Raw genomic sequence first — 21886 nt, 5'->3', positions numbered from 1 at the left:
TCCCGGCGCTGCCGCCCACTCGCGGCGGCGGGCACCACCCACCGACCCACGACGACTCGAGGACACGAGATGACCCACATGTCCGCTGATGCGTACCCCTCCTCGGGCACGCGCGAACGCGGCGAAGCACGCGGCGCGGAGCCGGTCGTCGAGATGACCGGGATCACGATCACCTTCCCGGGCGTCAGGGCACTCGACGCGGTGAGCTTCCGGCTGTTCCCGGGCGAGGTCCACGCCCTGATGGGCGAGAACGGCGCGGGCAAGTCCACGCTGATCAAGGCCCTGACCGGTGTCTACGCGATCGACGCGGGGACGATCGAGGTCGGCGGCGAGGAACAGCACTTCGCCGGTACGGCGACGGCGCAGGACGCCGGCATCAGCACGGTGTACCAAGAGGTCAACCTGTGCACGAACCTCAGCGTCGCGGAGAACATGCTGCTCGGCCGAGAGCCTCGCCGCCTCGGCCGGATCGACCACCGGCGCATGAACCGGCGCGCGAGCGAGGTGCTCGCCCGCCTCGGGCTCGACGTCTCTCCGCGCTCCCGTCTCGGCGAGCACCCGATCGCCGTCCAGCAGCTGATCGCGATCGGCCGCGCGGTCGACATCGACGCTCGGGTGCTGATCCTCGACGAGCCGACCGCCAGCCTCGACAGCGAGGAGGTCGCCAAGCTGTTCGAGGTGATCCGTACGCTGCGGGACCAGGGCGTCGCGATCCTCTTCGTCTCGCACTTCCTCGAGCAGGTGTTCGCCATCTCCGACCGGATGACGGTGCTCCGCAACGGACGCCTGGTCGGCGAGCACCTCACCCGCGACGTCACCCGGCTGGAGCTCGTCGAAGAGATGCTCGGACGAGACCTGGAGGTCCTCGAGCGGCTCGACCGGGAGCCTTCCCGCCAGCCCGACGACCGCCGTACGCCTGTCCTGCGCGCGGCAGGCCTCGGCCGCAAGGGCGCACTCGCCGCCGTCGACCTCGACGTGTACGGCGGTGAGGTGATCGGCATCGCCGGCTTGCTGGGCTCGGGCCGTACCGAGCTCGCCCGGCTCCTGTTCGGGGCCGACTCCGCCGACAGCGGGACGATCGAGGTCCACGGGCGGCGGGTGCACCTCCGCTCCCCCCGCAAGGCGGTCGACCACAAGATCGGGTTCTCCAGCGAGAACCGGCGCTCGGAGGGCGTGTTCGGCGATCTCACCGTGGCCGAGAACATGCTGCTGGGCCTCCAGGCATCCCGCGGCTGGTTGCGGCCCGTGCCGCCGCGGACCCGCGACCAGCTCGTCAGGAAGTACCTGGACGCGCTCGACATCCGCCCTGCGGACCCGGACGCCCTGATGCGCAACCTCAGCGGGGGCAACCAGCAGAAGGTCCTGCTCGCCCGATGGCTGATCGTGCAGCCCGACCTGCTCGTCCTCGACGAGCCGACCCGCGGCATCGACGTCGGCGCGAAGGCACAGATCCAGCAGGTGGTCGACGACCTCGCCCGCGAGGGCATGGGTGTCGTGTTCATCTCCGCCGAGCTGGAGGAGGTGCTGCGTCTGAGCGACCGGCTGGTCGTGATGCGCGACCGCCGCAAGGTGGACGAGATCGCCAACGAGGGGACGACGACCGCCGACCTCATGGCCATCATCGCTCGCGACGAGGAGGCTGCTCGTGCGTGAGCTCGCTCGGCACCGCCTCTTCTGGCCCGTGCTCGCCCTCGTCCTGCTGCTGGCGGTCAACGCGATCGCGGAGCCGTCGTTCCTCCGGGTCCGGATGCAGGACGGTCACCTCTACGGCAGCCTCGTCGACATCGCCCGGAACGGCGCGCCGATCCTGCTCGTCGCCCTCGGGATGACGCTGGTGATCGCGACCCGTGGCATCGACCTCTCGGTCGGTGCGATCGCCGCCATCGCCGGAGCTGTCGCCTGCGTCCACATCGCGGGGTCCCCCGACCCGGGATCGGCCGGGACGGCGATCACGGCGATGACGCTGGCCCTCGCCGTCTGCATCCTCCTCGGGCTCTGGAACGGCTTCCTCGTCTCGGTCCTGGGGATCCAGCCGATCATCGCGACGCTCGTGCTGATGACCGCCGGGCGCGGCCTGGCGATGCTGGTCACCGGCGGCCAGATCACCACCGTGAACAACGCGTTCTTCAAGGCGCTCGGGACCGGCTACTTCCTGACGCTGCCGATCGCGATCCTCGTCGCGCTGGCGGTCCTGGCGGTCACCGGGCTGGCCACCCGGCGCACCGCGCTCGGCATGCTGGTCGAGGCCGTCGGCATCAACCCCGAGGCCAGCCGGCTCGCGGGGGTGCGCTCACGGACGATCCTGTGGACCGTGTACGTCTTCTCGGCGTTCTGCGCCGGCCTCGCCGGGTTGATGATCGCCGCCAACACGAGCGCGGCGGACGCCAACAACGCCGGGCTCTGGATCGAGCTCGACGCCATCCTCGCCGTGGTGATCGGGGGTACGTCGCTCGCGGGCGGGCGGTTCTCCCTCACCGGCACCCTGGTCGGCGCCCTGTTCATCCAGACGCTGTCGACGGCCATCCCGACGATCGGGATCCCGTCGGAGACGAACTACCTCTTCAAGGCCGTCGTCGTCATCGCGGTGTGCCTCCTCCAGTCGCCGAAGGCACGCGCCGCGGTCTGGCGGCACCGACGCACCCGCCCCTCCCTCGCGAAGGAAGGTCGAGCATGAGCACCGTCACCACCCCCGACGTGGCCGGGCAGTCGCTCGCCGGCCGTCTGCGGGGCTACTCCCCTCCCTCGCAGCTGCTCCCCGTGCTCGCGACCCTCGCGCTCCTCGTCGGGATGTTCGGCGTCGGCTCGATCCGGTACGAGGGGTTCGCCTCGCCCCAGGTCGTCCTCAACCTCTTCGTGGACAACGCGTTCCTGATCGTGCTCGCGGTCGGGATGACGTTCGTGATCCTCACCGGCGGCATCGACCTGTCGGTCGGCTCGGTGGTCGCCCTCTCGACGATGATCGCGGCCTCGACGCTGCGGGCGGGATGGCCCCCGGCGCTGGCGATCGTCGCCGTGCTGCTGACCGGGACCGTCCTCGGCACGGCGATGGGCCTGGTGATCCACTACTTCGAGGTGCAGCCGTTCATCGCGACGCTGGCGGGGATGTTCCTCGCCCGTGGTCTCTGCTACCTCATCAGCGTCGAGTCGATCCCCATCAAGGACGAGACCTTCCAGTCGCTCTCGGCCGCGTCGATCACGCTGCCCGGGGACCTGTACATCACCCCGACCGTCCTGGTCGCGCTCGCCGTCGTGCTGGTCGCGGCATGGATCCTGCACCTGACCCGCTTCGGCCGCACCGTGTACGCCGTCGGCGGCAGCGAGAGCTCGGCGATGCTGATGGGTCTCGCGGTGGCCCGCGTCAAGGTCGGCGTCTACGCGATCAGCGGGTTCTGCTCGGCGCTCGGCGGTCTGCTGTTCTCGCTCTACATGCTGTCGGGCTACAGCCTGCACGCGGTCGGCATGGAGCTCGACGCGATCGCCGCGGTCGTGATCGGGGGAACGCTCCTGACCGGTGGGTACGGGCTGGTGATCGGGTCGCTGCTCGGCGTGCTCGTGCTCGGCACCATCCAGACGTTCATCTCCGTCGACGGGACACTGAGCTCGTGGTGGACGAAGATCTCGATCGGTGTGCTGCTGCTCGTCTTCGTCGTCCTGCAACGCTTCTTCACCCGGAGGGAGGTCTCGTGAGCACCGACCGCCACACCCCGCCCGTGATGGCGGACGTCGCGCGGGCCGCGGGCGTCTCCCACCAGACCGTCTCGCGCGTCATCAACGGCTCGCCCAACATCCGGCCCTCGACGCGCGAACGGGTCGAGTCCGCGATCCGCGAGCTCGGCTACCGGCCGAACACCGCCGCACGCGCCCTGGTCACGCGTCGCTCGTCGACGATCGGGATCATCAGCACGGGCAGCGGGCTGTACGGACCCAACAGCATCCACCGCACGATCGAGGACGCCGCACGTAGCGCAGGCTGGTTCGCCGGCTCGGTCAGCCTCGCGACCGTGACCGCGTCGACCCTGACCGACGCGATCGACCACCTCCTGCGTCAGGCCGTCGAGGGCATCGTCATGATCGCCGGCCAGGTCGAGGCGCTGGAGCTGGTGAGCCACCAGGACTTCGGCGTGCCGTTCGTGGTGGTCGAGGGCGACCTCTCCAAGGCGACGAACGTCGTCGGGGTGGATCAGCAGGCCGGCGCGTACGCCGCCACTGCTCACCTGGTCGAGCTCGGCCACCGGCGGATCGCGCACGTGCGCGGACCACGCAGCTGGACGGAGGCCGATGCCCGCGAGGCCGGGTGGCGCGCGGCTCTGGCCGACGCCGACCTGGAGCCGGGTGCGCTGCTGCATGGCGACTGGTCGGCGCGCAGCGGCTACGCGGCGGGCCGCACGCTCGTCGCCGACACCGAGACGTCGGCCGTCTTCGTCGCGAACGACCAGATGGCGATCGGCCTCCTGCGCGCCTACCACGAAGGCGGGAGGCCGGCGCCGCGGCACGTGAGCGTGGTGGGCTTCGACGACACCCCGGAGGCCGAGTACCTGCAACCGCCTCTCACCACGGTCCGGCAGGACTTCGTCGAGGTGGGCCGACGCGCGATCGCCTTCCTCGAGGCCGGGATCAAGGGCGTCGAGCCGCACCTCGAGCGCCTCGTCTCGCCCGACGTCATCCTGCGCGCCAGCACCGCGCGCCCCTTCCGGCCGGAGGCGTCGTCATGAGCAAGGACGCGTACGTCGTCGGTGTCGACTTCGGCACGCTGTCGGGGCGGGCGCTCGTCGTCGCCGTCGCGGACGGCAGGGAGATCGCGAGCGCGGAGACGACGTACGCCCACGGTGTCCTCACCGAGGCGCTGCCGGGGCTGCCCGAGCGCCGGCTGCCGGCCGACTGGGCGCTGCAGGTGCCGTCGGACTACCTCGACGTCCTGCGCACCGCGGTCCCGGAGGCGGTCCGCAAGGCCGGCATCGATCCCGCCGACGTGATCGGGATCGCCACCGACTTCACCGCGTGCACGATGGTTCCGACGACCGCCGACGGCACCCCGCTGTGCGAGCTCCCCGCGTACGCAGACCGTCCGCACGCCTACGTGAAGCTCTGGAAGCACCACGCGGCCCAGCGGCAGGCCGACCGGATCAACGCCCTGGCCGTCGAGCGGGGCGAGCCCTGGCTCGGCCGGTACGGCGGCCTCATCTCGTCGGAGTGGGAGTTCGCGAAGGGGCTGCAGGTGCTCGAGGAGGACCCCGACCTCTTCGCCGCGATGGAGCGGTGGGTCGAGGCCTCGGACTGGATCGTCTGGCGGCTGTGCGGGACCTACGTGCGCAACGCGAGCGCGACGGGCTACAAGGCGATCTACCAGGACGGGCACTATCCGGACCCGGACTTCCTCGCTGCCCTGCATCCCGCGTTCGGCCATTTTGTTAACGCTCACATCGAGCAGCCGGTGGCGCAGCTCGGCACGTGCGCCGGGGTGCTGACCGCTGAGGCGGCCGCGTGGACCGGTCTCCCCGCGGGGATCCCGGTCGCGGTCGGCAACGTCGACGCCCACGTCAGCGCTCCCGCTGCGCAGGCCGTCGACGACGGGCAGATGGTCGCGATCATGGGCACGTCGACGTGCCACGTCATGAGCTCGTCGGTCCTGCGCGAGGTGCCGGGGATGTGCGGCGTCGTGGACGGGGGCATCGTCCCCGGACGCTGGGGGTACGAGGCGGGCCAGAGCGGTGTGGGCGACATCTTCGCCTGGTTCGTCGAGCACGGCACACCCGCGTACGTCCACGCCGACGCGGCGGCTGCCGGTCGCACGGTGCACGAGCACCTCACCGCGCTCGCCGCGGAGCAGGCGGTCGGCGAGCACGGGCTCGTCGCGCTCGACTGGCACAGCGGCAACCGGTCGGTGCTCGTCGACCACGGGCTCTCCGGCCTCGTGCTCGGCCAGACCCTCGCGACGCGACCCGAGGACGTCTACCGCGCCCTGATCGAGGCGACGGCGTTCGGCACGCGGACCATCATCGAGGCCTTCGTCACGAACGGGGTGCCGGTCGCCGAGCTGATCGTCGCCGGCGGCCTGGCGCGCAACCCGCTGCTGATGCAGATCTACTCCGACGTGACCCGGCTGCCGCTGTCCGTGGTCGGGTCGGCACAAGGCCCCGCCTTGGGTGCCGCACTCCATGCAGCCGTCGCGGCTGGCGCGTACGCGGACATACGCGCCGCCGCGAAGGCGATGGGGTCGGTGCGCAAGGCGGTCTACGTCCCCGACGAGGAGCGTGCGCGCTCGTACGACCGGCTGTACGCGGAGTACGTGAGGCTGCACGACTACTTCGGCCGGGGCGGCAACGACGTCATGCACCGGCTCCGGGCGCTGCGCGACCAGGCGTCCCTGAGCCCGGAGCCGGTGCGATGACCGTGGTGGACGAGGTGCGCCGCACGATCGAGCGGCTGCGGCGCGAGGTGTGCGAGCTGCACGCCGAGCTCACCCGCTACGGGCTCGTCGTCTGGACCGCCGGCAACGTCTCGGCGCGGGTCCCGGACGAGGACGCGCTCGTGATCAAGCCGAGCGGAGTCTCGTACGACGCCCTCACCCCTGAGGCGATCGTCGTGACCGACCTGCACGGGCGTCTGCTCGACGGAGACCTGGCGCCCTCGAGCGACACCGCGGCCCACGCCTACGTGTACCGCCATCGACCCGACGTCAACGGGGTCGTCCACACGCACTCGACGTACGCGACGGCGTGGGCGGCGCGCGGGGAGCCGATCCCCTGCACGTTGACGATGATCGCCGACGAGTTCGGCGGCGAGATCCCGGTCGGCCCGTTCGCGCTGATCGGCGACGACTCGATCGGGCGCGGGGTCGTCGAGACGCTCGCGCGGAGCCGGTCGCGGGCCGTCCTCATGCGCAACCACGGGGTGTTCGCCGTCGGACGCAGCGCGAAGGAGGCCGTGAAGGCCGCGGTGATGTGCGAGGACGTCGCCCGCACGGTCCACATCAGCCGTCAGATCGGCGACCCGCTGCCGATCGCGCCCGACGACGTCGACCGGCTGTACGAGCGGTACCAGAACGTCTACGGCCAGCAGGCCGAGGAGAGAGAGCTTCGATGACCGATCGCGCCCTGTGGTTCCTGACCGGGAGCCAGACCCTCTACGGCGACGACACCCTCCGCCAGGTCGCCGCGCAGTCGCGCGAGATCGCAGCGGCGCTCGACCGCACGGAGGACCTCGCTCTGCCGGTCGTGTGGAAGCCGGTCCTCAGCTCGTCGGACGCGATCCGCCGCACCGTCCTCGAGGCCAACGCCGACGACTCCTGCGCCGGGATCGTCGCGTGGATGCACACGTTCTCGCCGGCGAAGATGTGGATCTCCGGTCTCGACGCGCTCGCCAAGCCCCTCCTCCACCTGCACACCCAGCACCACGTCGGGATCCCGTGGGCCACCCTCGACATGGACTTCATGAACCTGAACCAGGCGGCTCACGGCGATCGCGAGTTCGGGTTCGTGCAGACCCGGCTCGGGATCCCGCGCAAGACCGTCGCCGGGCACGTCACCGATCCTGCGGTCGGGAGCCGCGTCGCGACCTGGGCGCGCGCCGCGGCGGCGTACGCGGACGTGCGCTCGCTGCGGGTGGCGCGCTTCGGCGACAACATGCGGGACGTGGCGGTCACCGAGGGTGACAAGGTCGAGGCCGAGCTGCGGTTCGGGGTCTCGGTGAACACCTACGGGGTCAACGACCTCGTCGCCGTCGTCGACCAGGTGGCCGACGAGGACGTCGCGAAGATCGTGACCGAGTACGACGAGCTGTACGACGTTGCACCCGCGCTCCGCGAGGGCGGTGACCGCCGTGACGCCCTGCTGTACGCCGCACGGCTCGAGGCCGGGCTGCGTACCTTCCTCACCGAGGGTGGGTTCGGGGCGTTCACCACGAACTTCGAGGACCTCGGCGGCCTCCGGCAGCTGCCGGGGATCGCGGTGCAGCGGCTGATGGCCGACGGCTACGGCTTCGGCGGCGAGGGCGACTGGAAGACCTCGCTGCTCGTCCGTGCGACGAAGACGATGGCGGCCGGGAGGCCGGGCGGCACGTCGTTCATGGAGGACTACACGTACCACCTCGAGCCGGGGAACATGAAGTCTCTCGGCGCGCACATGCTGGAGGTCTGCCCGACCCTCACCTCGCACCGTCCGACGGTCGAGGCCCATGCGCTGTCGATGGGCGAGCGGGACGATCCGGTGCGCATGAGGTTCGTGGCCGACCCCGGGGAGGGCATCGTCGTCGGGCTCTCCGACCTGGGTGACCGCTTCCGTCTCAGCGCCAACGACGTGACGCTCGTCGAGCCTGACGAGCCGCTGCCGCGCCTCCCCGTCGCCTGCGCGGTGTGGGAGGCGCACCCGTCGCTCACGACGGCCGCCGAGGCGTGGCTGATGACCGGCGGTCCGCACCACACCGTGCTGACGACGGCGGTCGGGTTCGAGGAGTTCGACGACCTCGCGGAGATGCTGCGTACCGAGATCGTCCACATCGACGCGTCGACCGACACGCGGACGCTGCGCCAGGAGCTGCGCTGGAACCAGGCGTACTACCGGCTCGCGGCGGGGTTCTGAGTCCCGTCACCCGCCGTCGGCCTGGGGGTGGCGCTCGCGGAAGAGCGCCGCGTGGGTCAGGCGGCGCAGCGCCAGGAGGACCGGCTCCACCAGGATCGTCCCCAGCACGACGTCCTGGACCACGTCGGCCAGCTGGTCGGGCGCCGCAGAGTCTCGGTCCCGCTCGACGGACGCGACCTCGCGCTGCGCGATGACGGCGATCTGCTCGGCGTACCGACCGAGAGCCCCGGCGTCCAGGGGGCGCCCGGCAGCCTCGAGACCGACCAGCGCGGCCTCGAGCTGGGCGACGGCCGGCGAGTCCGGCTCGTGGGCGAGACCGATCGCGTCGAGCGCCTCCGTGGCCCGGCGGTGCGGCGGCTCGTTGCTGACGTACGGCGGCAGCGCGGCGAGCGCGGACGCGACGGCCGCGTACGGGTCGGGCCCGGGGTCCTCCAGGACGTCCAGGACGGCGCGGACCTTGGCCAGCGGCAGCCCGCCGACCTCGACGAGCGAGCGGACCAGCCGGAGCCGCTGGAGGTGGCTGTCGTCGTACGCCGCCTGCGTGGCGCTGGTCGCCCGTCCCGCGGGGAGGAGCCCCTCGCGCAGGTAGTACTTGATGGTCGCGACGGCGACGCCCGACGCCTGGGCGAGCTCGGAGATCCGCATCGTCCCTCCCGTCCGGGAACTCCCTTGACGACTTGGAGAGTAGCACTATCTAATATTGGATAGTGCAACTCTCCAATCGGGAGGGTCGCGTGTCGCAGAGGAGATCTCCGATGGACGCCGCATCCACCGTCACCGCCGGCATCGTGGTGCTCACCGTGATCACGATCGAGTCCGGCGGCGCGTTCCTGCTCCGCGTCGTCGGCGGCAGGCAGCCCGCGAACGCCCTGCAGACGTCCTTCTTCCGCGCGGGGCACGCGCACGCCGGCGTGCTCGTGATCCTCGGTCTCGTGACGCTCCTGCTCACGAACGCCGCAGACGTGGCGGACCCCTGGAAGTGGATCGGCCCTCTGGGCGTGCTCGTGGCGGCGATCGTGATGCCTGCGGGATTCTTCCTGGCGGTGCTCGGCACGGACCCCCAGCGCCCCGGACGGCTGGTCGCGCTCGTGTGGGCGGGTGCGGGCGTGCTCGCCCTCGGGCTCGCCGCCACGGGCATCAGCCTCGTGGTGACGGGCGCGAGCGCGTGAGGGCTGGGTCTCGATACGACCTCCGCCAGCGCTCCGGTCTGCTCGACCGACCAGCCGGCGTCAGATCACGACGTTGACGAGCTTCGGGGCGCGGATGATCACCTTGCGGATCTCCGCGCCCTCGAGGTGCCGCGCCACGTTGGGCTCGGCCAGCGCGAGCGCCTGGAGCTCCTCGTCGGAGATCGACGGCGGGACCTCGATCTTGCCGCGGACCTTGCCCTTGACCTGGACGACGCACGTGACGGTCTCGTCGACCAGCAGCGCCGGATCGACCGTCGGCCACGCCTGCTGCGACACCGACGGGGCGTGACCGAGCTCGGCCCACATCTCCTCCGCGACGTACGGCGCCACGGTGCTGAGCAGGATCGCGGTGACCTCCGACGCCTCGCGGACCGCGGGGTCGGCGGCGCCCGCCCCGGCGTCGATCGTCTTGCGGGTCGCGTTGACCAGCTCCATGACGCGGGCGACGACGACGTTGAAGCGCTTGGAGTCGTAGAGCTGGTCGGCGTCGGCCACCGTGCGGTGCGTGACGCGACGCAGGGCGACGTCGCCCTCCGCCGGGTCGGCACCGGGCTCGCTCGCGACCTCGTGGGCGACGCGCCACGCGCGCTGCAGGAACTTGGACGACCCACCGGGCGAGACGTCGGCCCAGTCGATGTCGTCCTCGGGCGGACCCGCGAACACCAGCGTCAGGCGCACCGCGTCGACGCCGAACTCCTCGATCTGCTTGCCGAGGTCGACGCCGTTGCCCAGCGACTTGCTCATCGCCTTGCCCTCGTTGATCACCTGGCCCTGGTTCATCAGGGCGCTGAAGGGCTCGACGAAGTCCACCAGGCCCATGTCGTGCAGGACCTTGGTGAAGAAGCGGCTGTAGAGCAGGTGCAGGATCGCGTGCTCGACGCCACCGACGTACATGTCGACCGGCATCCAGCGCTTGACGTCCTCCGGCGAGAACGGCGCGTCGGCCAGACCGGGCGAGCAGTAGCGCAGGTAGTACCACGACGAGTCGACGAACGTGTCCATCGTGTCGGTGTCGCGCTGCGCGGCACCGCCGCACTGCGGGCAGGTCGTGCTGACCCAGTCGGTCGCGGCGGCCAGCGGCGAGGTGCCCTTGGGGGCCAGGTCGGAGCCGGTCAGGTACGGCAGCTCGACCGGCAGCTGGTCGTCCGGCACCGCGACCTCGCCGCAGTCCGGGCAGTGCACGATCGGGATCGGGCAGCCCCAGTAGCGCTGCCGGCTCAGCAGCCAGTCGCGCAGCCGGAAGTTGATCGTGCCCTCTCCGACGCCGTCGGCCGCGAGCCGCTCGATGATCGCCGCGATGCCCTCGACCTTGTCGGTGACGCCGTCGAGAGCCGGCGAGTTGACGTACGCCCCGTCGCCCGTGGTCGCGACCCCGGTCTCCTCGGGGTTGTCCTCCCCCGGCACGTCGACGACCCGCCGCACGGGCAGGTCGTACTTCCGGGCGAAGTCCAGGTCGCGCTGGTCGTGGGCCGGGACCGCCATGACGGCTCCGGAGCCGTAGTCGGCGAGGACGTAGTCGGCCGCCCACACCGGCATCGCCTCACCGGTCAGCGGGTTGGTCACGTGGACGCCCAGGAAGACCCCGGTCTTGGGCCGCTCGGTCGACTGACGCTCGATCTCGGTCGCCTGCTTGGTGCGCTCGAGGTAGGCGTCGAACTCCGCGCGGTGCTCGTCGGAGACGATCTCCGCGGCCAGCTTCGCGTCCGGCGCGACGACCATGAAGGTCGCGCCGTACAGCGTGTCCGGACGGGTGGTGAACACCCGGATCGGCTCCTCGCGGCCCTCACTGCGCCCATCGGCGAGGCGAAAGTCGACCCAGGCGCCCTCGGAGCGTCCGATCCAGTTGCGCTGCATCGTCAGGACGCGCTCGGGCCACGTGCCCTCGAGCTGCTGCATGTCGTCGAGCAGCCGCTGGGCGTAGTCGGTGATCTTGAAGTACCACTGGGTGAGCTCGCGCTTGGTCACCACGGCGCCGCAGCGCTCGCAGAAGCCCTGCACGACCTGCTCGTTGGCGAGGACGGTCTGGTCGTTGGGGCACCAGTTGACGTACGACGCCTTGCGGTAGGCCAGGCCGCGCTCGAACATCCGCAGGAACAGCCACTGCGTCCACCGGTAGTACTCCGGGTCGGACGTGTGCAGGCGGCGCGTCCAGTCGAAGCTCACGCCGTAGCGGCGGATCGACTCGGCCTGCGTCTCGATGTTGTCGTAGGTGAACGTCGCGGGGTTCTCGTTGCGCTTGATCGCGGCGTTCTCGGCGGGCAGGCCGAAGGAGTCCCAGCCGATCGGGTTGAGGACGTCGTAGCCCTTCAGGCGCCAGTAGCGCGCCAGCACGTCGTGCAGCGCGAACACCTCGCCGTGACCCATGTGGAGGTCGCCGGAGGGGTAGGGGAACATCGTGAGCGCGTAGCGGCGCTCGCGTCCGGTGTCGGCGCCGTCGGCGTCGAACGGCCGGAGCTCGTCCCACACCGCCCGCCACTTGTCCTGGACCGCGCGGACGTCGTACGACGCCGCCTCGCCGTGCTGGGTGCTCACCTGGGTCTCCTCCGCAAACATGTCTCGCTCGTACGACTGCCCTCCTCGTACGAGGCCGCCGACCGGCCCCGTACACAGAACAGCCCCTCGTCGCAGAGGGGCTGCCGCGCTGACCGGCTCGGTCAGTGCGGCTGGGGAAGGAGGAGCGTGCCGTACATGCCGCCCATGCTAGCGCGGCGACCGGCGGGAGAGCGCCCGCCGGTCGCCGCGTACGAGCCTGCGGGCTACTCGGGTCCGGCCTTGTGGTCCTCGAGCGCCTCCGGGGGCACCTCCTCGACGACCAGCGGCCGCACGATCGCCCAGACGATGAAGAGCGCGGCCACCCCGAGCAGGATGAGGCCGTTGACGAGGTTGACGTTGAAGCCGTCGGCCTTCTCCAGCTCCGCGTCGGAGGCGTTGAAGATGCCGAGGAACGTGAGGATCACGCCGTAGATGCCCAGCAGGGCCCCGATGATCGTCCGGATGTCGAATGCCGACGCGATCTTGAAGCGGCTCTTGCGCTCAGCCATGACGGGGCTCCTCTCACCAGAAGATGATGTTCAGGGTGACCACCAGGACCAAGGAGATCGAGGCGAGCACCGTCGGGCGCTGGTACCAGGGCAGCAGGTGCGCGAGCGGGTCGCGCAGCTGGTCCTTCGGCGTGAGCGAGTAGACGAACCCGCGCAGCTGGGCTGCGGGCTTCGGTTGCGTCGCGAGGCTGACGACCCAGCTGACCGCGATGTCGACCACGAAGGCGGCGCTGGCGGCGACGAAGCTGGCACCCTGGCCGGACAGCGGCAGGACGCCGGTGCTCAGCGTGCCGAGCGCGTCCTCGCTGAGGATCGCGACCACGACGGCAGCCGCCGTGCCGGAGACCAGGCCCACCCAGCCAGCGGTCGCCGTCATGCGCTTCCAGAACATGCCGAGGATGAACGTCGCGAAGAGCGGCGCGTTGAAGAACCCGAACAGCGTCTGGAGGTAGTCCATGAGGTTCGAGTAGCCCGAGGCGATCAGCGCCGTGAAGATCGCGACCACGGTCGCGGCGACCGTCGCCCACCGTCCGACCGCGGTGTAGTAGGCGTCCGGCTTGTCCTTGTGGACGTACTGCTGCCAGAGGTCGACGCTGAACACCGTGTTGAAGGCCGAGATGTTGGCCGCCATGCCGGCCATGAACGACGCGAGCAGGCCGGCGATCGCGAGGCCGAGCATGCCGTTGGGCAGCAGGTCGCGCATGAGCAGCAGGATCGCGTCGTTGTAGTCGACCCCGGCGTCGGGTTCGCCGGCCTTCAGCGCGATCATCTCCGGCACCAGGACCGCGCAGATCATGCCGGGCACGACCACGATGAACGGCACGAACATCTTGGGGAAGGTGCCGATGATCGGGGCGCTGCGCGCGGCCGACATCGACTTCGACGCCATCGCCCGCTGGACCTCGACGAAGTTCGTCGTCCAGTAGCCGAAGGAGAGCACGAAGCCCAGACCGAACACGATGCCGACGACCGACCAGAACGGGTCCTCGATGCCGGTGAGGTTGGTCCCGGGCCACGACGAGAGCTGCTCGTCGCCACCGGGCGTCGCCGAGATCTTGTCCGTGAGGCCGCTGACGCCGCCGACCTTGTGCAGCGCGACCAGCGTGAGCGGCAGCAGTGCGGCCACGATCACGAAGAACTGCAGCACCTCGTTGTAGATCGCGGCGGACAGACCACCGAGCGTGGTGTAGGTGAGGACGACCACCGCGGCCGCGATCAGCGACACCCACAGCGGCCAGCCGAGGATGACCTCGACGATGGTCGCGAGCAGGTAGAGGTTGACGCCGGCGATCAGCAGCTGCGCGATCGCGAAGCTCAGGGCGTTGACCAGGTGGGCGCCGGTGCCGAAGCGCATCCGCATGAACTCGGGGACGCTGCGCACCTTCGAGCCGTAGTAGAAGGGCATCATCACGATGCCGAGGAACAGCATCGCCGGGACCGCGCCGATCCAGAAGTAGTGCATCGTCGGCAGGCCGTACTGGGCGCCGTTGGCCGACATGCCCATGATCTCGACCGCGCCGAGGTTCGCCGAGATGAAGGCGAGGCCGGTCACCCACGCCGGCAGCGACCGTCCCGAGAGGAAGAAGTCGATGCTGCTGGAGACCTGGCGCTTGGCGAGGATGCCGATGCCGAGGACGAAGGCGAAGTAGATCGCGATGATCAGGTAGTCGGAGAATCCCGTGTCGAGACGAAACGTGTCGTCCGCTGCCAGCAGCACGCTGCCGTCCATCCGCCCTCCCGCAATCAGTGGTCGTCGGGTCAGGGGCCTGGCCCGCTCGGCACGTTACTCCGAGGCCCGGGCATCGGCAGGTCGAACGAACGGCGCCGTCGGCTGCCGCGCGCGGCGTGTCCACGGCCGCGTCGTACGCCAGACTGGTCCCCATGACGCTGACACGCCGCGAGCTCCTCGTGGCGCTCGCCGCGACCGGGGCAGGCCTCGCCACAGGGTGCAGCGGTGACGGCTCCCCCGGTCCGACCCCCACGACCGAGCCCACCACCGAGCCGACGTCGCCCCCGTCGACGACTCCCCCGGCGCCGAGCCCGTCCGCACCCGCCGACCCGACGCGTCTGCGGATCGACGGCGTCGTCGCGGAGGACATGACGGTGCCGTGGGGCATCGCGTTCCTGCGCGCGGGCGGGGCGCTGGTGACCGAGCGCGACACCGCGCGCGTGGTGCGGGTGGGCGACGGGGCGAAGGAGACCGTCGGCGAGGTCCCCGGCGTGGACACCGACAGCGGCGAGGGCGGGCTGATGGGTCTCGTCCTCACCCCGGACGAGGACGCGGTGCTCGCGTTCTTCACCTCCCCCGACGACAACCGCATCGTGCGGATGTCGTACGACGGGCGGCGCCTCGGGCGACCGCAGGTCCTGCTCGACGGCATCCCCCGGGCGTTCAACCACAACGGGGGCCGGCTCGTGATCGGCCCTGACGGGATGCTGTACGCGAGCACGGGGGACGCCGGCCAGCGCGACCGCGCCCAGGACGTCGACTCCCCGTCCGGCAAGATCCTGCGGATGACGCTGGACGGGAGGGCGGCCGACGGCAACCCGTTCCGCAACCGCGTGTGGTCCTACGGGCACCGCAACGTCGAGGGCCTCGCCTTCGACGCCGAGGGTCGTCTCTGGGCCTCGGAGTTCGGGGACCAGACCACCGACGAGCTCAACCTGGTCGAGCGGGGCGGCAACTACGGCTGGCCGCAGACGGAGGGGCCCACCGACGAGCGCGGGGTCATCGGCCCGAAGGCGTGGTGGAGCACCGACGACGCGTCGCCGGCCGGGGTCGGGATCGCGTACGGGACGGCGTACGTCGCGGCCCTGCGTGGGCAGTGCGTGTGGGCGGTCCCGCTGTCGGGGACCGACGCCGGACGCCCCCGGCGACGCCTCGGCGACGAGGACCTCGGGCGCGTGCGCAACGCGGTCGCGGCCCCGGACGGGAGCCTCTGGGTGACCACGAGCAACACCGACGGACGGGGCGACCCGGCGGGCGACGACGACCGGATCCTGCGCGTGACCGTCGGCTAGGGTCGACGCCATGACCTGGCTCGTGACCGGCGGCGCCGGCTACATCGGATCCCACGTCGTCCGTGCGTTCACCTCCGCCGGCATCGACGTCGTCGTGCTCGACTCGCTCGAGTCCGGGCACCGGGAGTTCGTGCCGGGCGACGTCCCCTTCGTCGAGGGCAACGTGACCGACACCGACCTCGTCCGTACGACGCTGCGTGAGCACGACGTCGAGGGCGTGGTGCACGTCGCGGGCTACAAGTACGCCGGCGTGTCCGTGCAGCGCCCGTTGCACACCTACGAGCAGAACGTCACCGGCACCCTCCACCTGCTCGAGGCGATGGCCGACGTCGGGGTGAGGTCGATCGTCTTCTCCTCGTCGGCCGCCGTGTACGGCACGCCGGACACCGACCTCGTCACCGAGCAGACGCCCACGTCCCCGGAGTCGCCGTACGGCGAGAGCAAGCTGGTGGACGAGTGGATCCTCCAGGCGCAGGCGCGGGCGACCGACCTGCGGCAGACCTCGCTGCGCTACTTCAACGTCGTGGGCTCCGGCGACGACGACCTGTACGACTCGAGCCCGCACAACCTCTTCCCGAAGGTCTTCAAGACCCTCACCGACGGCGGCGTCCCGAGGATCAACGGCACGGACTACCCGACGCCGGACGGCACGTGCGTCCGCGACTACCTGCACGTGACCGACCTCGCGCACACCCACGTGGTCGCCGCGCGGTCGCTCGCCGCCGGGGCGACCCTCGAGGACGTCTACAACCTCGGCAGCGGCGAGGGCGTGTCGGTGCGGCAGATCATGGACACGATCGCGCACGTCACCGGAGTGGACTTCACCCCGGAGACCGCTCCGCGCCGCCCCGGTGACCCCGCACGGATCGTGGCCTCGGGAGAGCTGGCGACCCGGGACCTGGAGTGGCGGATGCGGCACTCGCTCGAGGACATGGTCCGCAGCGCGTGGGCCGCATGGGTGCACGTCCTCGGCGAGGACGCGCCGCACTGACGGCGGCTCAGGACAGCCCGGCGAACCGCTCGACCTTCTTGGTCGGCCCGGAGACGATCAGCTCGTCGAACTCGCCGACGAACGTCTCCGGCCGTGCGTAGGTGAAGTCGGCGCCCGGACGCTTCACGCCGACCACCGTGATGCCGTACTGGCTGCGCAGCGCCGACTCCGCGAGCGTCCGGCCCACCGCGCTCGACGGCGCCGCGGTCCGGGCGATCGCGAAGCCGTCGTCGAACTCGATGAAGTCGATCATCGAGCCCGCGACCATGTGCGCGACCCGCTCCCCCATCGCCGACTCCGGGTAGACGACGTGGCGTGCGCCCACGCGCTCGAGGATCTTGCCGTGCTTCTTGTTGATGGCCTTCGCCCAAACCTCGCGCACGCCGAGCTCGTTGAGCGTGAGGACGGTGAGCACGCTCGCCTCGATGTCGGTGCCGATCCCGACGACCGCCCGGTCGAACTGGTCGGCACCGATCTGGCGCAGCGCCTCCTCGTCGGTGGAGTCCGCCTGCACCGTGTGGGTGAACTCCGTCGCCCACTTCTGCACGAGCTCCATGCTCTCGTCGATCGCGAGCACCTCGTGGCCCAGGCGCGTCAGCGACGACGCGACCGCCGTGCCGAAGCGGCCGAGGCCGATCACGAGCACGGGCGCGTCAGGCGGTGGGGTGGGGTTCTTGGGCACGGGGCATTCTCCTAGCCGATGATCGGTCGTTCCTCAGGGAGGTGGAAGCGACGCGGGCTGGCGCGCAGGGCGAGCGCGGAAGCCGTCGCGACCGTACCGACGCGCCCGATCAACATCAAGATCATGAGCACCGCCTGGCCGCTCGCGGGGAGCTCGCCGGTGACGCCCATCGACAGCCCCGTGGTGCCGAAGGCCGACGTCGCCTCGAACAGCGCCTCCTCCAACGAGACCTCGGCGACCGCCAGGAGCGCCAGCGTCGACCCCACCACGAGCATGACGGCGAGCAGCGCCACGGTGAGCGCCTGGCGCAGCGTGCTCGCGCCGATGCGACGTGAGCCGATCGTCACGTCGGGGTCGCCGCGCACCTCGGCGAGGATCACGTAGCCCAGGATGAGGAACGTCGTGATCTTGATGCCGCCGGCGGTGCTCGCCGAGCCGCCGCCGATGAACATCATGATGGTCGCGATCAGGGTCGTCTCCGACCGCGCCTCCCCGTAGTCGACGGAGTTGAAGCCGCCCGAACGCGGCATGACGCCGCCCTCGATCGACGAGACGAGCTTCTCGCCGACGGACTGGGGTCCGAGCGTGGCGGGGTTGGTCCACTCGACGAGCCCGAACATCACGGTGCCGACCGCGAGCAGGAGCAGTGAGCCCCACACGGTCAGACGGGTGTGGATCGACCACTTCACCGGGGTGCGCCACCGCCGCGACAGCTCGGCGAGGACGGGGAAGCCCATAGCGCCGACGAACACGGCGACCGAGATCGGCAGGATCAGCGCGGCGTCGCCGACGTACTGGACGAGGCTGTCGGGCGCCAGCGCGAAGCCGGCGTTGTTGAACGCCATCACGGAGTACCAGATGCCGTGCCAGGCGGCCTGGCCCCAGCCCTCCCCGTGGCGGGACTCGAAGCCGATCGTGAGGATGACGGCGACGACCGCCTCGAAGCCGAGCATCGTGATCAGGATGCGGCGCACGAGCGGGATGACCTCGCCGAGGTTCACGAGGTGGAGGTCCATCTGCGTCGCCAGGCGCGACCGAAGCCCGACCCGGCCGCCGACCACGACGCCGAGGATCGTCGCCAGCGTCACGAACCCGAAGCCGCCGATCTGGACGAGGATCAGCACGACGACCTGACCGAGCGGTGTCCAGTACGACGCGACGTCGACCGTGCTGAGCCCGGTGACGGTGACCGCGGAGACCGACGTGAACGCGGCCGGCAGGAAGGCCCCTCCCTCCTGGCCCTCGGTGCGCATCCCGGGAAGCAGCAGGAGCAGGGTCCCCACGAGGCTCCCGACCACGAAGGTGACGGGAAGGACGCGGACGGGGTGGGACAGCGCGGTCAGCAGCGCGCTCAGGCCCGGCCTGCGGGAGGACACAACCACGCGAGGCACGCTACCCGTTCGGCGGTCCCGACGGGCGCGGAGCCATGGTGCTCGAGCGGACGAGGAGGTCGACCCCGACCTCGGAGTGGACGGGCTCGCGCTCGGCGGGGTCCTCGTCGAGCTGGCCGAGAAGGAGCGTGGCCGCCCGGGTCGCCTGCTCGCGCACGTGCTGGTCGACGGTCGTCAGCCCGAACACCTCGCCGAGGTCGTGCCCGTCGATCCCGACCACCGACACGTCACGCGGGACGTCGAGGCCGAGGTCGCGCGCCGCGGCGATCGCCCCGATCGCGAGCTCGTCGGAGGCTGCCGAGATCGCGGTCGGCCGCAGGCGAGGGTCGGACAGCAGGCGCTTCGCGGCGGCGTACCCGTCCTGCATCGTGAAGTCGCCGAGCGCGATCAGCTCCGGGGCGACCTCCAGACCCGCGCCGCGCAGCGCCTGCGCGTAACCGCCCTGACGGGTGGTCGCGAGCGCGAAGTCGCCGGCGCCCTCCCAGCCGATGTGCGCGATCCGCCGGTGCCCGAGGGCGACCAGGTGGTCGGTCGCCAGCAGCGCGGTAGCGAAGTCGTCGATGCTGACGGTCGAGACGCCGGGGATCACGCCACCGATGCACACGATCGGGGTGCCGACGCGCAGCAGGTCGGCGCGCTCGGCGTCGTCGAGCTCGAGCGACACCGCGAGCAGCCCGTCGACGCGCTTGCGCAGGAGGAAGTCGCTGAAGACGAGGTCGCGCTCGCGCTTGCCGCCGCCGAGGTAGTAGAGCGTCAGGTCGTAGCCCTCCGCGGCGAGCACCGTCGACACGGTCTCGATGATCGTGCTGAAGAACCAGCGGTTGACCCACGGGACGACCAGCCCGATGTTCTTGCTGCGCCCAGAGGCCAGGCTGGCGGCGGTGAACGACGCGACGTAGCCGAGCTCGCGGGCGGCCTGCTCGCTGAGCGTGCGCGCCGTCTCCGAGACGCGGCCCCGTCCGCTCAGCGCCCGCGACACCGTCGCGACCGACAGCCCCGCGCGCTCCGCGACGTCTCGGATCGTCACCCCCGCCACCGCACCGTCACCCTTCTGTCAGGCCGAGCCGGACGGCGCGCGGAACCACGCGACCGTGTCAGGAGCCAGCTGCTCGTCCTGCACCGCGCCCGGGACGCTCTCGAGGAGCACCTCGTCCGCGCCGGCGGGGACCGGGTGGTCGGACAGGTTCGCGACCACCAGGACCTCCCCGTTGACGAGGGCGAGCACCGCGGGCTCGTCGGTGCGGACCCAAACTAGCGAACCCGAGCCGAGCCCGAGGGCCTTTCGGGTGGCGAGGGCGTGGGTGTAGAGCGCCAGGGTCGAGGTCGCGTCGGCACGCTGGACGTCGCGGGCGTAGCGGCTCCACAGCGCGGGCTGCGGCAGCCAGGAGCGTCCGCTGTCGTTGAACCCGTACGCCGCGGCGTCGGCCTCCCACGGGATCGGCACGCGACAGCCGTCGCGACCGACGACCGAGCCGCCGCTGCGCAGGAAGTAGGGGTCGCGACGCTCCTCGTCGGGGATGTCGAGGACCTCGGGCAGACCGAGCTCCTCGCCCTGGTAGAGGTACACCGCCCCGGGCAGCGCGAGCATGAGCGCGACCGCGGCGCGCGCACGCCGCTCGCCGCGCTCGGGGTCGAGCGGCGTGCCGGCGCGGATGCCGTGGCCGTGGTCGACGTGGGCGGCGTCGGTCAGCGCGAAGCGGGTGGGGTGGCGGACCACGTCGTGGTTGGACAGCACCCAGGTGCTCGGGGCACCCACCCCGCCGAACGCGGCGAGCGACGTGTCGATCACGTGGCGCAGCGCGCCGGCCTCCCAGGGGGCGTGGAGGTAGGCGAAGTTGAAGGCCTGGTGCATCTCGCGCGGGCGCACCCACTTGGCCGTCCGCTCCAGCGGGGCGACGTTGGCCTCGGCGCAGAGGATCCGGTCGTGCCCCCAGTGCTCGAGGCGATCGCGCCAGCGCTCGTAGATGGCGTGCACGCCGGGCTGGTCGAACATCGGGGCGTCCTCGCCAGGGAAGCCCGGGGAGGACGCGCCGTCCGGTCGGCCTCCCCAGTCGGGCAGCCCGGGCGCCTTGACGAGGGCGTGCGCGACGTCGACGCGGAACCCGTCCACGCCGCGCTCGAGCCAGAAGTCGAGGACGTGGTCGAAGTACGCGAGGACGTCCTCGGCCTCCCAGTTGAAGTCGGGCTGGCTCGGGTCGAAGAGGTGGAGGTACCACTGGCCGGGCTGTCCGTCCGCCTCGGTGACGCGCGTCCACGCCGACCCGCCGAAGTGCGACTGCCAGTTGTTGGGCGGGAGCTCCCCCGCGTCGCCGCGCCCGTCGCGGAAGTGGAAGCGGCCGCGCTCGCGACTGCCCGGAGCCGCGGCGAGCGCGTCACGGAACATCGCGTGGTCGCTCGAGCAGTGGTTGGGGACCAGGTCCACGATCATCCGCAGCCCGTGGGCGTGGGCGACCTCGACGACCCGGTCGAAGTCGGAGAGCGTGCCGAAGGCGGGGTCGACGTCGCAGTAGTCGCTCACGTCGTAGCCGCCGTCGCGCTGCGGCGAGGGGTAGAAGGGCGACAGCCAGACGGCGTCGACGCCGAGCTCCGCGAGCGCCGGGAGGCGGGACGCGATGCCCGGGAGGTCGCCCGTCCCGTCGCCGTCGCCGTCGGCGAACGAGCGCGGGTAGACCTGGTAGACGACCGCGTCGCGCCACCAGTCGCGCTCGCCCGCGGGGCGCGTCTCACGGACGGGTCCGTCGAGGCGAGGGGTCAGGTCGATGGCCATCGCTGGTCTCCTTCAGGCCGAGATTTGTGGAAGCGATTACACCATAACCAGACGATCGGCCTTGCAGCCAGCGTCCCCACCAGAATCCCGACGATCGCTTTCATTCCGGGCCTTGGCGCACTCTCGTTACCGAACTGTTGCGCTCAGGTTGCCGCGGGCCTCTTGCCGGATCTCGTCGGCGTCCCTTAGAAATGGAACCGATTCCACTCTGAAGAAGGAGCACACCT

At 71.1% G+C, this 21886-nt stretch carries 18 protein-coding genes; 10 read left to right on the top strand and 8 right to left on the bottom strand.

Annotated features, from left to right (window positions below; genetic code table 11):
* The first annotated feature begins 78 nt into the window (after window positions 1-78).
* From ACQSSQ_RS06760 to araA, 7 genes are read left to right on the top strand one after another with little or no spacing between them, the layout of a single operon-like run.
* Window positions 79-1653, top strand: coding sequence for a sugar ABC transporter ATP-binding protein (locus ACQSSQ_RS06760; RefSeq protein WP_431326267.1), 1575 nt, complete (start codon window positions 79-81; stop codon window positions 1651-1653).
* The gene (locus ACQSSQ_RS06755; protein WP_431326266.1) at window positions 1646-2674 is read left to right on the top strand and encodes an ABC transporter permease; all 1029 of its coding nucleotides are present in this window, start codon (window positions 1646-1648) and stop codon (window positions 2672-2674) included. The genes ACQSSQ_RS06760 and ACQSSQ_RS06755 overlap by 8 nt, the downstream gene beginning before the upstream one ends.
* The gene (gene yjfF, locus ACQSSQ_RS06750) at window positions 2671-3687 is read left to right on the top strand and encodes a galactofuranose ABC transporter, permease protein YjfF (RefSeq protein WP_431326265.1); all 1017 of its coding nucleotides are present in this window, start codon (window positions 2671-2673) and stop codon (window positions 3685-3687) included. Before ACQSSQ_RS06755 ends, yjfF begins: the two co-directional genes overlap by 4 nt.
* Window positions 3684-4712, top strand: coding sequence for a LacI family DNA-binding transcriptional regulator (locus ACQSSQ_RS06745; RefSeq protein ID WP_431326264.1), 1029 nt, complete (start codon window positions 3684-3686; stop codon window positions 4710-4712). The genes yjfF and ACQSSQ_RS06745 overlap by 4 nt, the downstream gene beginning before the upstream one ends.
* On the top strand, window positions 4709-6388 hold the full coding sequence (araB, locus tag ACQSSQ_RS06740; RefSeq protein WP_431326263.1) for a ribulokinase: 1680 nt from the start codon (window positions 4709-4711) through the stop codon (window positions 6386-6388). The genes ACQSSQ_RS06745 and araB overlap by 4 nt, the downstream gene beginning before the upstream one ends.
* Window positions 6385-7083, top strand: coding sequence for an L-ribulose-5-phosphate 4-epimerase (locus ACQSSQ_RS06735; RefSeq protein WP_431326262.1), 699 nt, complete (start codon window positions 6385-6387; stop codon window positions 7081-7083). Before araB ends, ACQSSQ_RS06735 begins: the two co-directional genes overlap by 4 nt.
* Complete coding sequence (gene araA / locus ACQSSQ_RS06730) at window positions 7080-8576, top strand: L-arabinose isomerase (protein ID WP_431326261.1); 1497 nt, start codon at window positions 7080-7082, stop codon at window positions 8574-8576. The genes ACQSSQ_RS06735 and araA overlap by 4 nt, the downstream gene beginning before the upstream one ends.
* 6 nt (window positions 8577-8582) lie before the next feature.
* On the opposite strand, the gene ACQSSQ_RS06725 is transcribed toward araA, so the two are convergent.
* On the bottom strand, window positions 8583-9221 hold the full coding sequence (locus tag ACQSSQ_RS06725; protein WP_431326260.1) for a MerR family transcriptional regulator: 639 nt from the start codon (window positions 9219-9221) through the stop codon (window positions 8583-8585).
* Between the two features lie 110 nt (window positions 9222-9331).
* Here ACQSSQ_RS06725 and ACQSSQ_RS06720 point away from each other — a divergent pair, with 110 nt between their 5' ends.
* Window positions 9332-9745 (top strand): hypothetical protein, encoded by a 414-nt coding sequence (locus tag ACQSSQ_RS06720; protein ID WP_431326259.1) that lies wholly within the window; start codon window positions 9332-9334, stop codon window positions 9743-9745.
* Between the two features lie 60 nt (window positions 9746-9805).
* Here ACQSSQ_RS06720 and leuS read toward each other — a convergent pair whose 3' ends face one another.
* From leuS to ACQSSQ_RS06705, 3 genes are all read right to left on the bottom strand, one after another.
* Complete coding sequence (gene leuS / locus ACQSSQ_RS06715; protein WP_431326258.1) at window positions 9806-12298, bottom strand: leucine--tRNA ligase; 2493 nt, start codon at window positions 12296-12298, stop codon at window positions 9806-9808.
* Window positions 12299-12522: 224 nt separating this feature from the next.
* Entirely contained in the window at window positions 12523-12807 is a 285-nt protein-coding gene (locus ACQSSQ_RS06710; RefSeq protein WP_431326257.1) for a hypothetical protein, read from the bottom strand.
* A 13-nt stretch (window positions 12808-12820) separates the two neighbouring features.
* Window positions 12821-14536 carry a sodium:solute symporter family protein gene (locus ACQSSQ_RS06705; RefSeq protein ID WP_431326256.1) on the bottom strand — a complete coding sequence of 572 codons (1716 nt, stop codon included), beginning with the start codon at window positions 14534-14536 and terminating at the stop codon, window positions 12821-12823.
* A 152-nt stretch (window positions 14537-14688) separates the two neighbouring features.
* Between ACQSSQ_RS06705 and ACQSSQ_RS06700 the strand changes: the two genes are divergently transcribed.
* Both ACQSSQ_RS06700 and galE read left to right on the top strand, forming a co-directional pair.
* The gene (locus ACQSSQ_RS06700) at window positions 14689-15828 is read left to right on the top strand and encodes a PQQ-dependent sugar dehydrogenase (protein ID WP_431326255.1); all 1140 of its coding nucleotides are present in this window, start codon (window positions 14689-14691) and stop codon (window positions 15826-15828) included.
* Between the two features lie 10 nt (window positions 15829-15838).
* Window positions 15839-16819 (top strand): UDP-glucose 4-epimerase GalE, encoded by a 981-nt coding sequence (gene galE, locus ACQSSQ_RS06695; protein ID WP_431326254.1) that lies wholly within the window; start codon window positions 15839-15841, stop codon window positions 16817-16819.
* A gap of 7 nt (window positions 16820-16826) precedes the next feature.
* Here galE and ACQSSQ_RS06690 read toward each other — a convergent pair whose 3' ends face one another.
* The 4 genes from ACQSSQ_RS06690 to ACQSSQ_RS06675 are packed head-to-tail and all read right to left on the bottom strand — an operon-like array spanning window position 16827 to window position 21659.
* Entirely contained in the window at window positions 16827-17501 is a 675-nt protein-coding gene (locus tag ACQSSQ_RS06690) for a potassium channel family protein (protein WP_431326253.1), read from the bottom strand.
* A gap of 11 nt (window positions 17502-17512) precedes the next feature.
* Complete coding sequence (locus tag ACQSSQ_RS06685) at window positions 17513-18883, bottom strand: TrkH family potassium uptake protein (protein ID WP_431326252.1); 1371 nt, start codon at window positions 18881-18883, stop codon at window positions 17513-17515.
* A 10-nt stretch (window positions 18884-18893) separates the two neighbouring features.
* Window positions 18894-19919: a LacI family DNA-binding transcriptional regulator gene (locus ACQSSQ_RS06680; RefSeq protein ID WP_431326251.1), complete on the bottom strand. Its 1026-nt coding sequence runs from the start codon at window positions 19917-19919 to the stop codon at window positions 18894-18896.
* Between the two features lie 27 nt (window positions 19920-19946).
* Window positions 19947-21659: a glycoside hydrolase family 13 protein gene (locus tag ACQSSQ_RS06675; RefSeq protein WP_431326250.1), complete on the bottom strand. Its 1713-nt coding sequence runs from the start codon at window positions 21657-21659 to the stop codon at window positions 19947-19949.
* Window positions 21660-21886: the final 227 nt, after the last annotated feature.

It is taken from the genome of Mumia spirodelae (assembly GCF_050632745.1).
GTDB lineage: Bacteria > Actinomycetota > Actinomycetes > Propionibacteriales > Nocardioidaceae > Mumia.
The sequence above is the reverse complement of the archived record's forward strand: the minus strand, read 5'-3'. Positions and strand labels throughout refer to the sequence as shown.